Origin of the sequence: Thermobacillus sp. (assembly GCF_003390775.1) — a bacterium.
Lineage (GTDB): Bacteria > Bacillota > Bacilli > Paenibacillales > Paenibacillaceae > Thermobacillus > Thermobacillus xylanilyticus.
Window position 1 is genome coordinate 52,800 of the sequence record NZ_QEWA01000028.1, and the last position, 12,999, is coordinate 65,798.

Consider the following 12,999-nt stretch of genomic DNA (forward strand, 5'->3'; position numbering starts at 1 on the left):
TCGGATTCGATACGGGAGCGTGCAGCGATGCGGAATCGGAAGGAACGGGAACACGGCAGCCGCATGACGGGTGACCTGTTCGCCCCGCTCATCCGGCAATCGGATGACATCTACGTCAGCTTGAATTCGGACATGACTATCGAATACGTATCGCCGTCGGTCGAACGCGTGTTGGGATACCGTCCGGAAGAAGTGACGGGCAAGTCGGGCGTGCTGTACATTCTGCCCGAAGACCTGTCGCGGATCGGGATTCATCTCCTGCCCGCCGACCAAGACGACGGAACGGAAGAAGCAGCAGCATCATCAGTGCCGCATGTCGCCGAAGTGACGGAGGATTATCAGGCGAACTTCGGCGTTCGGGATATCCGCGTGCGCCATCGGGACGGCCGTTACATCTGGTGCAGGGCAACGTTCAGCATCGTGCGGGACGAGCTGGGTGGGGTCGAGCGGATCGTCGCCGTGGGCCGCGATATTTCGGACAAGAAACGGTCGGAAGAGGAACTGCGGCGAAGCAGGGCAAGTCTGCAGCTTGCGCATCGATGTGCGGGTCTCGGCCATTTCGAATGGTATCCCGAGACGAATGAATTGTACTGGTCCGACGAAATGTACGCCGTCTTCGGCTTCAGCCGGACCGATTTCGCCAGCGATTGGGAAGCGTACGAGAAGATCGTGCATCCCGAGGACAGACCCGTTCTGCGGGAATATTTTGTCGAGCGGCTCGGGCGCGAATCGGACCAAGAACTGAAGTGCGAATATCGCATCTTCATGCCGGACGGGAGCGTCCGGACCATTCAGACGATCGGCAAATGGATGAGGGACGAGTACCGCCAAGCCCCGCTGCTGGTCGGCATCGTGCGGGACATTACGATCGAGAGCCGGACCGAGGAGCTGCTGCGCACGTCGGAGAAGCTGAAGATGGCCGGACAGCTTGCCGCGGGCATCGCCCATGAGATTCGCAACCCGCTGACATCGCTGAAAGGTTTCTCCAAGCTGCTCCGCAAGGCGACCGGCGAGCAGGCCGACCGGTATTACGAGATCATGGACCAGGAATTTGTCCGGATCGAGATGATCCTCGGCGAGCTGCTCGTGCTGGCCAAGCCGCAGGCCTCCGTCTACCAGGATTGGGACATCCGGCTGATCGTGCACGAGGTCGCCGATCTGCTCAGCAGCCAGGCCATTCTGAACAACGTGATCATCCAGGAGCAGGCGACTCCGGAAGCGTGCATCGTCCGCTGCGACAAAAATCAGCTGAAGCAGGTGTTCATGAACGTCGTGAAAAACGCGATCGAGGCGATGCCGTCCGGCGGCCTGCTGATCATCTTAATCGAGCGGGATGAAACGGACGTGCTCGTGCACGTCATCGATCAGGGAAGCGGCATTCCGGAAGACCAGCTGCGCCGGCTCGGGGAGCCGTTCTTCACGACGAAGGAGAAGGGTACGGGTCTCGGACTCATGATCAGCCACAAAATCATCGAGGAACACGATGGGAATATCCGTTATGTCAGCCGGAGCGGTGAAGGAACGACCGTGTCAATCCGGCTGCCGCAGTCTTGTGCGGAACGATAGAAGCCGCCCGCCGCGAGAGTGGCAGACTCCCGCGGAGCGCGGCTTTTATTCTTTGCGGGCGCCGGGAATCGCGTTTGACGGGGCCAGAGGGGATGTGATAAAGTTTTACTGTAAAATTGTTCGATCGTCGAACTATCTTCGGACGGCAGGAGGGGAGGGACGAGCGGTGAAGCGCGAGGCAGGAGACGGGCAGATGGATCAGGATCTGCTGGCCTCCATTATCAAGAGATATGAGGAAGCGACGTACCGCATGCATCGGCGTGTGAACACCCTGCTGCGCAGGTGCATCGGCGATGAAGACATCACGCTGGATCAATATTTGGTCATCCGCTATCTTCGCATGAAAGGCCGGTCAATCTCATCGGAGCTGGCCGACGTGTTCGGCGTCGGCAAAAGTTCAATTACGGCGATCATGACGCGGCTGTCCGACAAGCGGCTGATCGAGCGGATTCCGGACGTGAAAGATCGGCGGGTCATCTATCTGTCGCTGACCGAGGCGGGCCGGAAGCTGGCCGAGATGATCGATGACCGGATAAGGGAGCGGCTGTCGACGGTCATGAACCAATTCAGCCGGGAAGAAGCGCTGCAATTTGTCGGCACCTGCGAGAAGGTGGCGGAAGTGTTGGCGGATATGGAAGGAAGGGGAAGAGCAACCATATGAGACAAATTGTAAGATGGCGCTGGCTGGTGCTGGCGCTTTGGCTTGCCGCGGCGGCGGGCCTGCTTATGACGTCGCCGAATCTGGCCGAACTGGTGCGGGAGCACGGGCAGATTTCGGTGCCGGACGGCTATCCGTCCGTCATCGCTGACGAGATGCTTGCCGATATGGGGGAAAGCGGGAATTCGACGGTTCTCGTTTTCCACCGCGAGTCAGGCTTGTCCGACGACGATCTTGAGGCGGTGAAAACCGGGATTGAGAAGCTTCAGCACGACGGCGGCACGTATGGCGTCGTGTCGGTGACGTCGCCGTTCGACAGCGAAGAACTGGCGGCGAAGATGATATCCGAAGACGGGACGACCGTGCTCGCCTTGCTGAATGTCGAGTTCGGCGACCGGACGGCGGAGGAACAGCAGGATGTGCTGTACGGCGCGCTGTCGGACATCGACGTCGACCACTATATCACCGGCGGCTGGGTCATTGCGGAAGATGTCATCCAGAGCTCCGAGGAAGGCGTGAAGAAGACCGAGCTCATTACAATCGTCTTCATCCTCGTCATTCTGATCGTGGTCTTCCGGTCGGTCGTCGCGCCGCTCATTCCGCTGCTCACCGTCGGGCTCAGCTATCTGGTGTCCCAGTCGGTCGTGGCCTACCTGGCGGAGTACGCGGACTTCCCGCTCTCCAACTTCACGCAGATCTTCATGGTCGCGGTCATGTTCGGCATCGGGACGGACTACTGCATTCTGCTGATCAGCCGGTTCAAGGAGGAGCTGGCGCAAGGCGGCGGCAAGGTCGACGCCATTCTCCGCACTTATCGGACCGCCGGAAAGACGGTGCTGTTCGCGGGGCTGGCGGTGCTCGTCGGCTTCACGTCGATCGGGCTGTCGACGTTCTCGCTGTACCGTTCCGCCGTCGCGGTCGCGGTCGGCGTCGCGGTCATGCTGATCGCGCTCGTCACGATCGTTCCGTTCTTCATGGCGGTGCTGGGCAAGGCGCTGTTCTGGCCGCTGCGGGGTTCGCTGGAGCATAAGGAGAGCCGGCTGTGGGGCACCGTCGGTTCGTTCGCCCTCCGGCGGCCGCTCGGCGCGCTGGCGATCATCGCCGTGCTGGCCGTGCCGCTGCTCGTCGGCTACAAGAACGCCGTCACGTTCAACCAGCTCGACGAGATCGGCGATCGCTACGGTTCGGTGCGCGGGTTCAACATTATTTCGGACAGTTTCGGTCCCGGGGAGACGCTGCCCACGACGGTCGTCTGGCGCAGCGAGACGCCGCTCGACACGCCGGAAGGGCTGGCTGCGGTCGAACAGGTGTCGCGCCGGCTGCTGGAGACCGAAGGCGTGGCGTCGGTGCGCAGCGCCACCCGGCCGACCGGCGAGCCGCTTGAGCAGCTGCAGGTGGTGAGCCAGGTGTCGGAGCTGGACAGCGGTCTCGAGCAGGGCGGAGACGGGCTGAGCCAGATCGGCGCCGGGCTGGAGGAAGCGAGCGAGGAGCTGGCCGCGAACGCGCCGCGGCTTGAGGAAGCGGTAGGCGGCGCCGAAAAGCTGGCGCAGGGCACGAGCGAGCTGAAGGCCGGACTCGAGCAGCTCGAGGGCGGGCTGCGCCAGCTCGAACAAGGGCTGCGCAGCGGCGAAGCCGGCGCGGGCGAGCTGGCGTCCGGCGCCGCGGAAGCGCAGGCGGCCGCCGAACAACTGGCCGCCGCAGCGGAAGAATTGCTCGCCGGATACGGGCAAATGGCAGACGGCCTGGATCAACTGAAGGCCGGCTATGACGAGATCGCAAGCAAGCACGATGAACTGACCGGGGGGCTGGCCGGGCTGTCGGCCGGACTTGACGGACTGCCGCAGAAGTATCCCGAACTGGCGGCGGACGAAGATTTTCTGCGCCTGCAAGGCACGGCGAAGCAGCTGCACGAAGGCGCGGCCCGGCTCGGCGCGGCGCTGGCGCAGCTGAATGAGCAGCTCGGCGGGCTGGGCGCCGGCCTGGAGCAGGCGAACGAGGGGCTGCGCCAGGCGGCCGCGGGCCAGCGGGAATTGGCCGGCGGGCTCAAGCAGATTGCCGCGGGACTGAAGGAACTGCAGTCGGGCATCGCGCAGGCCGCCGCCGGCCAGGGCGCCATCCTGGAGCGCCTCCCCGAGATGAAGGGCGGCGCGGCGCAGCTCGCGGACGGCCAGGCCGAGCTGGCGGACGGCCTGGCCGGGCTGATCGATCAGCTCGGCGAGCTGACCGACGGCCTCGGGCAATCGGCGGACGGCATCAAGCAGGTGACGGCCGGCCTGGAGTCGGCGCGGGAATATTTGACCGGTCTGTCCTCGTCGCCCGACCCGCAGCTGGCGGGCTGGTATCTGCCGGAGGAAGCGATCGCTTCGGAAGAGTTCCGGCAGGCGCTCGACATCTATATGAGCAGCGACCGGCGGACGGTGAAGTTCGAGGTCGTGCTGGAACACCATCCGTACTCCGTCGAGGCGATGGATACGGTCGACCGGCTGTCGGCCGCCGCGCCGGGCATGGCGGAAGGCACGCCGCTGGAAGGCGCCGATGTCGCGGTCGGCGGCATCTCGAGCGTGAACAATGACCTGCGGCATGTGACCGCGGACGACTATTCGCGCACGGTCACGCTGATGCTGATCGGCCTGGTGCTCATCCTCGTCGTCCTGTTCCGCTCGCTGGTCATGCCGATTTACCTCGTGCTGTCGCTCATCCTGACCTACTACATGTCGGTGGCGGCGGCGGAAGTGCTGTTCGTGCGGATGCTCGACATGACGGGCCTCGGCTGGGCGGTGCCGTTCTTCGCCTTCGTCATGTTGCTGGCGCTCGGCACCGACTACAGCATCTTCCTGATGGACCGGTTCCGCGAATACCGGGATCTGCCGGCCGGCGAAGCGATTCTGAACGCGATGAAGAACATGGGCTCCGTCATCGTGTCGGCGGCGATCATTCTCGGCGGCACGTTCGCGGCGATGCTGCCGTCGGGCGTCATGTCGCTGCTGCACATCGCGACTATCGTACTGGCCGGGTTGTTCCTCTATGCGCTCATCATGCTGCCGCTGTTCATACCGGTCATGGTGCGGCTGTTCGGATCGTTCAACTGGTGGCCGTTCATGGGGCGGCGCGCCCGCAACGATGCGGACGCCGGCCTGGGGGCGTGAATCGGCCGAACCTCAAAAAAATCGCCGTCCCTCCCGCTTTGCAACAAGCGGATGGGACGGCTTTTTCTCTTTACGAGAGCAGCGAGATGACCAGCAGCTCATACAGGACGAGCGGCAGAATCGTGTTGTAATACGGATTGAACGGCACGAACGGATTCCAGAACGCGCGGTATCCCGGTGCGTCCAACTCCAGGTACAGGATGCAGCCTTCGTGATGGCGGATGATGCCGTCATAGACGCCGCCGTCCATCGTCTGCACCCGAACCATGCGGCCGGCGTACATGTCGCAAATCTCGCACAGCCGCTTCTTCATCGACCGCAAGGACTCGGCGGCGGTCGAATCCGCGCGGTAAATGACCTTCGGTTGCTTCTCCATGTGGTCCGAATGCCTCCCAACAGCAGTTATTTGCTGTCAAGATATGCATTCGCCCAGATCAAGGTGCAGGACACGGGATTCCCCGCGGCATCCCGCCGCCCGGCTCAGCCGTCCGTCCGATAGACGACCAGAATGGCGGTCCGCTGATGCTGCGCGCCATGGGCGCCGGTCTTCGTGTAGGAACCGTAGCAGACGTTGATGACCTGGTCTTCGCGCAGGGTGGCGAGAAAATCGTTCACTTTCTTCACGGCGTGCGATGATTCGGTGTCAAGAAACTCTTTCACTTGAATCATGGCCATTCACCCCTGACTTGAAATATGGCGCCTGCCGGCAAGCGACGGTTCAACGGTCGTCTGCATCGGCGGCGAACGTGCAGACGCTCCTTACGATCCGGGCGCGGTATCCGCCTTGCGGCGTACGGATCTCCACCGTGTCTCCGACCCGGGCCAGGAGCAGACTGCTGCCCATCGGCGACAGGCAGGAAATCCGGCTCCGGTCGACATCGGCTTCCTCCGGCAGCACGATCCGGTACGTCTCATCCGGCCCGCCGTCCTCGTACCGAAGCGTCACCTCGGAGCCGATGAGCACCGGCAAGTCCTCCAGATCCCGGACGATGCCGGCCAGAATGTCTTCGAGCTGTTTCTCGTACCTTTGCAGCGTCTCCATCAATTCCCGTTGTTCCGGGCGGGCTGCCGACGGCGGCTGGCTGAACCATAGCATGCGGTTGTCGCCCAGGCAGGCAAGCTGGCGGCGCAATTCGGCTTCCAGTGCGCTGCCCGGCTTCATCATTCTATGGTTCATGGAAGATAACGCCTGCCTTTCCGATCGGAATGTTCACCAGGATGGCGTACCGCTTGCTCATGGGCAATCATCTCCTCCGTTGATGTGAAAACAGACCCCGCCTCGGGGGTCTACCCCTATCATACCACAAACAAAATGTATCCGCATTCAAAAGGGCTTGTCCCTCCCGCAGAACCGGCAACATAAAACATCCTTCCGGCGGACATCTTAAGCCTGATTGGCAGTTTCGTTCAGGGGGTGGCAACATGTTCAGACGAGTCAAGCCGGCCGTGCTGGTCTGGTCGGCTGCGGCCGTGCTGCTCGGCGTGTGGACGGGCCTGTCCCTGTCCGGTCCGGCGGGGAACCCGTCGGCTGCGGTGGCGGTGCTGGCGGATTCTCCGGCTTCCGCTTCCGCGGTTTCGTCCGGCGACCGCGCGTACCATTTCGGTTTCAAGAAGAGCCGGAACGGGCAGCCCGCATCGATCGACCAGGAAGGGTTCGCACCGCTGCTCGAGCGATACGGCGCGGTATTTCGGGGCAGCCCGGAGGGCAAAAATTTGTATCTGACCTTCGACAACGGCTATGAGAACGGGTACACGGAAAAAATCCTCGACGTGCTGAAGGCGAAAAAGGTGCCGGCCTGCTTCTTCGTGACGGGCCATTATGTGAAAGATCAGCCGGATCTGCTGCGGCGCATGGTCCGGGAAGGACACATCATCGGCAACCATTCGTGGTCGCATCCGGATTTCTCGACATTGCCGGATGCGAAGATCCGGGAAGAACTGGATCGGGTGGCGCGCGAGGTCGCAAGCGTGACCGGCCAGAAGGAGATGCGCTATCTGCGTCCGCCGCGGGGCATCTTCAGCGAACGATCGCTCCGCGTTAGCCAATCGCTCGGGTACACGAACGTGTTCTGGTCGATCGCCTACAAAGACTGGGACACCTCGGCGCAGCGCGGCGCCCGCCATGCGTATGACAGCGTCGTCGCGCAGCTTCATCCGGGCGCCATCATCCTGCTGCACAGCGTGTCGAAGGACAACGCCGAGGCGCTGGCCGCGATCATCGACGAAGCGCGCAGACAGGGGTACACCTTCCGCAGCCTGGATCATCTGTTGTCGCCGGTGCCGGACCTGCCGTTCTGATCCCGCCTCTTGCATGGATGTCCACCCCGAAGCATAATGGGGAGGAAAGCGAATCCATGGGATGAGGACGGGATGCGAAATGAAATACAGACCGCTCGGCAACACGGGCATGAACGTCAGCGAGATCAGCTTCGGGACGTGGGCGATCGGCGGCTCATGGGGAAGGACGGACGATGCCGAATCGTTGAACGCGCTGGCGAGGGCGATCGACGCGGGCGTCAATTTCTTCGATACGGCGGATGTCTACGGCGACGGTCACGCCGAGGAACTGCTCGGCAAAGCGGTGAAAGGCCGGGACGACATCTACATCGCCACCAAGTTCTGCCGGGCTGCAGATATTCATGATCCCGCGGTCTACACGTACGAATCGGTGCGCAAGTTCTGCGAAGCGAGCCTGAAGCGGCTGGGCCGCGACCGGATCGACCTGTACCAGGTCCACTGTCCGCCGACGGACATCATCCGCCGCGGCGAAGTGTTCGGCGTGCTCGATCGTCTGCGTGAGGAAGGTCTGATCCGCGAATACGGCGTCAGCGTCGAATCGGTGGAAGAAGGACTGATCGCCCTGCAGTATCCGAACGTGAAGGCGCTGCAGGTGATTTTCAACGTGTTCCGGCAGAAGCCGGCGGAGGAGCTGTTCCCGAAAGCTCACGCGCAAGGCGTCGGCATTCTCGCCCGGGTGCCGCTGGCGAGCGGGCTGCTCACCGGCAAATTCACCGAGCAGACGACGTTCGAGCCGGATGATCATCGCCGTTTCAACCGGAACGGCGAGGCGTTCAACGTCGGCGAGACGTTCGCCGGGCTGCCGTTCGAGACGGGCGTCCGGCTGAGCCGGGAGCTGGCCTGGATCGGCGAGGGCCGCGGCAGCATGGCGGCCGCCGCCATCCGGTGGATTCTCGACAATCCGCACATCAGCTGCGTCATCCCCGGCTTCAAGACGGTGTCCCAGGTCGAAGCGAACCTGGCGGCCGCGGACGTGCCGCCGTTCACGGAAGCGGAGCAGGCGCGACTGCGCGAGTTCTATGAACTTCAGGTGCGGGAGCATATCCGCGGGCCTTATTGAGGTTCCGCGGGCGGAATAGGGGTTGGACGAAGGAGCACGCTTGTCGGACAGGGGTGCTCCTTCATGCTGTGCAGCGAGGCAAGAAAGAACCGGCAGACCGCATGCAGCAATCCTGTGCATGCAGTCTGCCGGCACAGCGGAATCGGCGTTGCGGACCGGAGACGCGTGCCCGGTTACGATTCCGCCTCTTCACCCTCCGTCTCGTGTTCCGCCGCATCATCCGCGTCCTCAACCGGCGGCGCGTCGTCTGGTTCGGTCTTTGCCGTTTTCTCCGTCTCCGCTTCGTCATCCGGCTCAGGCAGCATCGCTTGCGGCGCCTCATCCGGCGACCGCTCCGGCAGCTGACGGACGTAGCTGTGGGACAGCTGGAGCAGGCGGAGCGCCCGCTCGAACGCGTCTTCGGTGACGACGCTCTCGTCGCCCGGCTCCCCGGAAAGGGGATAGAGCGTGCCGTCCGCGTAGCCTTCGCCCGGGATGAAGAGCGACTTGCCGGTAATCAGCGTGCCGGAGGGCAGATAGTACCGCTGCGGGAGCAGGTTGTCCTGCTCGACAAGCAGATTTTGCCCGAAGTGGATGTACCCGATCAGCGGGATGTCCATCAAGCCCGCAATCGTCGGCAGAATGTCGACCTGACCGCCGAGGCGGCCTTCGAACCGTTTCGGATAGAGCGCTCCGTCCGACAGCATGATGAGCGGCACGTTAATCATGTCGGCGTAGCCGTATTCGTGACCGATCAGTTCGGCAAGCAATTCCTGCTCGCGGTTGTTCAGCGAGTAGACCGGCAGGCCGACATGGTCGCCGTAGAGGACGATCAGGCTGTCCTGCCAGACGCCGCGCGCCTTCAGGTCGGCGATGAAGCGGCCGAGCGCTTCGTCCGCGTAGTGCTGCGCCTGCAGATAGTCGCCGACGAACGTGCCGCTGTATTTGTCCGGCAGGTCGAGGCTGATCTTGTCCTTCGGCAAGGTGAACGGATGGTGCGCCGTCATCGAGACGACCTGCGCGTAGAATGGCTTGCCCTCCCGGTGCGCGCGCTCCAGTTCCTCGGCGGTCTTCCGGTAGAGCACGTCATCGGACGCGCCGAAGAACACCGCATCCTCCTTGCCGAAGAAGCGGTCGTCGTAGTAGCGGTCCCAGCCGAGCGCGGCGTACAGTTCGGTGCGGTTCCAGAATTCCACGGTATTCGTATGGAACGTCATGGTCTCGTAGCCGCGCACCTTGAGCAGCCGGGGCAGGCTCGGCAGGCGGCGGTCCACATAGCGCATCGTGGCCGCTCCCTGCGGCGGGATGTAGAACGACGTGTTGACGACGTACTCCGCGTCCGACGTGTTGCCCTGGCCGACCATATGGTAGAAGTCCGGGAAGTAGAACCCTTGCCGCACGAGCGCGTTCAGGTTCGGCGTCACTTCCTGGCCTTCGACTTCAAGGCCGATCAGGAAGTTTTGCAGCGACTCCATCTGGATGACGATGAGGTTCTTGCCTTTGGCCCATCCCTGGTAAGGCGCGCGGACGGGGCGATGGACGCCTTTCAGCTCGTCGATCGCGTCCTGGGAGATCTCCGACTTCTCGATCAGCTCGTACTCTTCGTCCGCGATCAGCGAGTAGGCTTCATAGTTGAGAATGCCCATCTCCGAGGCTTGCACGCGTTCGTTCATGCTCGCCGTATGCGGCAAAATATTCATGACGCAAATGACGACCGAAAGCGCGAAGATGAGCGTCATGACGCCGCGCCGTTCATTCGGCCGGTTGCAGATGCGCAGCAGCCGGTACCCGGCCCCGTGCTTCCGCCGGCCGTTGATCAGCAGATAGATGAACACGACGATGTCGCTGAAGATGAACAGGAAGTATGGATCGATCAGCGAAAAGACGCTGTTCTTCACCGCCGTCACCTGATTGACCTGCTCCAGCGCACGCCAGGTGACGATGACGCCGTAGTACTTGTAGTACATGATGACCGAGAAGAAGATTCCGGTGAGCGCCAGGTTGACGATCAGGTAGGCGGTCAGTTTGCGTTTTGACGAAAACCATTCAATCAGGCAAAATATGGCCCAGATGAACGGAATTTCAGAGATGAGCGGCGCCCAGAACGGCGTGTCCTCGAAGATGACAAGCCATGCCAGGTAGCTCTTGAACAGCATGATGATGGAGAAAAAGATAAACGGCCGCGAGCCGATAATGCGATATACCCGGTTTAGCAGAGCCGGTCTCATGCGGACATTCCCCCTCGGCAAGACAACAAGCCGGTTACCTGCGCGTCCGGCTTGCTATTGTTATCTCTCTATTTGATATAGACGTTTGCGATCGTGTCAGGGTTGGCTCATATTATTATGCTACGGCCGCAAACCGGTGTCAAAGGCGGTTGGCGGGATTAAACGCGCATTTATGATTAAAAATTACACAGAAAAGGAAGGATTTTTCTTTCATTTTCGCAAAAACAAGCCAGGGAGTGGTGGGAAGTGGATGGGTTCAACCTGGGGTGGGGCGTTCTGTTCGGAATCGTCCAGTTTTCATTGTTCCTTCTGTGTTACCGGCTGTTCGGCCGCATCGGCCTGTTCGCCTGGATCGGCGTCGCGACGGTGCTCGCCAATCTGCAGGTCGTCAAGACGATCGAAATGCTCGGGCTTGTCATGACGCTGGGCAATATTACATACGCGTCCATCTATATGGCGACCGACCTGCTGAACGAGCGGCATGGCAGGGAAGAAGCGAGGCGCGCGGTCTGGTTCGGCTTTTTCTTCTTGTTCGCCTCCACCTTGGTCATGCAGCTTGCGCTCGTGTTCAAGCCGGATGCGTCCGGCCTGGACATGCAGGCGGCGATGGAGATGGTGTTCGGGCTGGCGCCCCGGGTGGCGGCCGGCAGCCTGTGCGCCTATCTCGTCAGCCAGGTGCTCGACGTGCAGTTGTTCAGCCGGCTGAAACGGCGGTTCGCGGCTCGCGGACAGTTCTGGATCCGGATCCTCGGCAGCACGCTGGTCAGCCAGTTCGTCGACACGCTGGTGTTCTGCACGGTCGCGTTCGCGGGCGTTTTCGAGACGGCGGTCTGGATCGACATTCTCGTCACGACGTACCTCATCAAGTTCGTCGTCTCGGGCGCCGGGACGCCGGTGCTCTATATCGCGCGGAGCTTCAAGGATGAGGAAGGGCTGTGGAGCCGGAAGGCGGCTGACTAAATCCGGCGCGCGTGCGGCATAATGAGGCAAAAGGAGGCTTCTGCCGTGCGCGTGTACGAATGCGCCATTATCGGCGGCGGGATCGCGGGCCTGCAGGCGGCGATCCAGCTCGGCCGGTACCGGCATACGGTCGTGGTCGTGGATGCGGGAGACGGCCGGTCTTCGCTGTGCCGTGGATATCACAATCTGCTCGGGTTTCCCGAAGGCGTGAGCGGGGAGACGCTGCGCCGCGCGGGGAGGGAGCAGGCGAGCCGGTACGGCGTGACGTTCATCGGCGGCGTCGCGACGGCGGTGCGGCGTGAGCCGGCCGGCGGCGGAACGGGCGGGCGTCCGGATGAGGACGGCCAGTTCGTCGTCTCGCTGGAGGGCGGCGCGGAAGTGCGCGCGCTCCGGCTGCTGATCGCGACCGGCGTGAAGGACCGGATTCCGGACTGGCCGGAGCTGAAGCAATGTCTCGGCATCACCGTCTTCATCTGTCCGGATTGCGACGGCTGGGAGACGATCGGCCGCCGCACGCTCGTGCTCGGCGCTGGCGACGCGGGCGCCGAATTGGCGCTTGAGTTGACGCCGTGGACGCGCGACATCGTCTACGTGAACCACGAGCTTAAGGCCCTCGACCCGGCCGCAGCCGTCCGGCTGCGGGAAGCCGGCATCCCGATGATCGAGACGCCGGTTGCGAAGCTGCTGGCGGACGAGGGCCGTCTGCGCGGCGTCCGGCTGGCGGACGGCACGGAGCTGCAGGCGGAGCGCGCGTTCCTCGGGTTCGGCGGGAACGAGGTCCGCTCGTCGCTCGCGGCCATGCTCGGCGCGCGGCTGGCTTCAAGCCGCCATATCGAGGTCGATCCGCGCACGAAGCTGACGAGCGTCCCCCATGTGTGGGCGGCCGGCGACGTGACGGTGCACTCGGAGCAGACCGCGATCGCGATGGGGGACGGACTCCAGGCGGCCATCTGGATGCACAAGAGCTTGACGCTGCGCGAGCCGCTGCCGCTGGCGCCGCGGGGATCTTGAATAGAAGGCGGGGCAAGCCGACCGCCGTGGAAGGAGCCTCGGCCGGATGATGGCCGGGGCTTCTGCATGCCGAAGGCGGATGTATGCCTGCGG

11 protein-coding genes are annotated in these 12,999 nt (G+C 62.8%); 7 read left to right on the forward strand and 4 right to left on the reverse strand.

The genetic code is table 11. The features are described 5' to 3' along the window. The first annotated feature begins 27 nt into the window (after positions 1-27). From C6W55_RS04075 to C6W55_RS04085, 3 genes are all read left to right on the forward strand, one after another. Entirely contained in the window at positions 28-1,566 is a 1,539-nt protein-coding gene (locus C6W55_RS04075) for a PAS domain-containing protein (RefSeq protein ID WP_286891607.1), read from the forward strand. A gap of 166 nt (positions 1,567-1,732) precedes the next feature. Continuing rightward, on the forward strand, positions 1,733-2,227 hold the full coding sequence (locus C6W55_RS04080; RefSeq protein ID WP_286891609.1) for a MarR family winged helix-turn-helix transcriptional regulator: 495 nt from the start codon (positions 1,733-1,735) through the stop codon (positions 2,225-2,227). Then, positions 2,224-5,370, forward strand: a complete 3,147-nt coding sequence (locus C6W55_RS04085) for an MMPL family transporter (protein ID WP_286891610.1) — start codon at positions 2,224-2,226, stop codon at positions 5,368-5,370. Before C6W55_RS04080 ends, C6W55_RS04085 begins: the two co-directional genes overlap by 4 nt. Before the next feature lie 70 nt (positions 5,371-5,440). Here the strand turns inward: C6W55_RS04085 and C6W55_RS04090 are convergent, their stop codons facing one another. The 3 genes from C6W55_RS04090 to C6W55_RS04100 form a co-directional block, all read right to left on the reverse strand. After that, a complete protein-coding gene (locus C6W55_RS04090; RefSeq protein WP_015256659.1) occupies positions 5,441-5,746 on the reverse strand; it encodes a hypothetical protein in 306 nt (101 codons plus the stop codon). Between the two features lie 104 nt (positions 5,747-5,850). Then, entirely contained in the window at positions 5,851-6,039 is a 189-nt protein-coding gene (locus tag C6W55_RS04095; RefSeq protein WP_041853999.1) for a sporulation protein Cse60, read from the reverse strand. A 49-nt stretch (positions 6,040-6,088) separates the two neighbouring features. Next, the gene (locus tag C6W55_RS04100; protein WP_015256657.1) at positions 6,089-6,547 is read right to left on the reverse strand and encodes a GreA/GreB family elongation factor; all 459 of its coding nucleotides are present in this window, start codon (positions 6,545-6,547) and stop codon (positions 6,089-6,091) included. 245 nt (positions 6,548-6,792) lie between these two features. Here C6W55_RS04100 and pdaA point away from each other — a divergent pair, with 245 nt between their 5' ends. Beyond that, complete coding sequence (gene pdaA / locus C6W55_RS04105) at positions 6,793-7,668, forward strand: delta-lactam-biosynthetic de-N-acetylase (protein ID WP_244860529.1); 876 nt, start codon at positions 6,793-6,795, stop codon at positions 7,666-7,668. A gap of 79 nt (positions 7,669-7,747) precedes the next feature. Then, positions 7,748-8,728, forward strand: a complete 981-nt coding sequence (locus C6W55_RS04110; RefSeq protein WP_286891613.1) for an aldo/keto reductase — start codon at positions 7,748-7,750, stop codon at positions 8,726-8,728. Between the two features lie 173 nt (positions 8,729-8,901). Here the strand turns inward: C6W55_RS04110 and C6W55_RS04115 are convergent, their stop codons facing one another. Continuing rightward, positions 8,902-10,935 carry an LTA synthase family protein gene (locus C6W55_RS04115; protein WP_286891614.1) on the reverse strand — a complete coding sequence of 678 codons (2,034 nt, stop codon included), beginning with the start codon at positions 10,933-10,935 and terminating at the stop codon, positions 8,902-8,904. A gap of 246 nt (positions 10,936-11,181) precedes the next feature. Between C6W55_RS04115 and C6W55_RS04120 the strand changes: the two genes are divergently transcribed. Then, positions 11,182-11,895 (forward strand): queuosine precursor transporter, encoded by a 714-nt coding sequence (locus tag C6W55_RS04120; RefSeq protein ID WP_286891615.1) that lies wholly within the window; start codon positions 11,182-11,184, stop codon positions 11,893-11,895. Positions 11,896-11,940: 45 nt separating this feature from the next. Next, entirely contained in the window at positions 11,941-12,906 is a 966-nt protein-coding gene (locus tag C6W55_RS04125; RefSeq protein ID WP_286891616.1) for an NAD(P)/FAD-dependent oxidoreductase, read from the forward strand. Positions 12,907-12,999 lie beyond the last annotated feature (93 nt).

Coding starts and splice junctions, on each gene's coding strand:
- C6W55_RS04110 (WP_286891613.1), top strand. CDS start 7,748: ATGAAATACAGACCGCTCGGCAACACGGGCATGAACGTCAGCGAGATC.
- C6W55_RS04090 (WP_015256659.1), bottom strand. CDS start 5,746: ATGGAGAAGCAACCGAAGGTCATTTACCGCGCGGATTCGACCGCCGCC.
- C6W55_RS04115 (WP_286891614.1), bottom strand. CDS start 10,935: ATGAGACCGGCTCTGCTAAACCGGGTATATCGCATTATCGGCTCGCGG.
- C6W55_RS04100 (WP_015256657.1), bottom strand. CDS start 6,547: ATGAACCATAGAATGATGAAGCCGGGCAGCGCACTGGAAGCCGAATTG.
- C6W55_RS04085 (WP_286891610.1), top strand. CDS start 2,224: ATGAGACAAATTGTAAGATGGCGCTGGCTGGTGCTGGCGCTTTGGCTT.
- C6W55_RS04075 (WP_286891607.1), top strand. CDS start 28: ATGCGGAATCGGAAGGAACGGGAACACGGCAGCCGCATGACGGGTGAC.
- pdaA (WP_244860529.1), top strand. CDS start 6,793: ATGTTCAGACGAGTCAAGCCGGCCGTGCTGGTCTGGTCGGCTGCGGCC.
- C6W55_RS04095 (WP_041853999.1), bottom strand. CDS start 6,039: ATGATTCAAGTGAAAGAGTTTCTTGACACCGAATCATCGCACGCCGTG.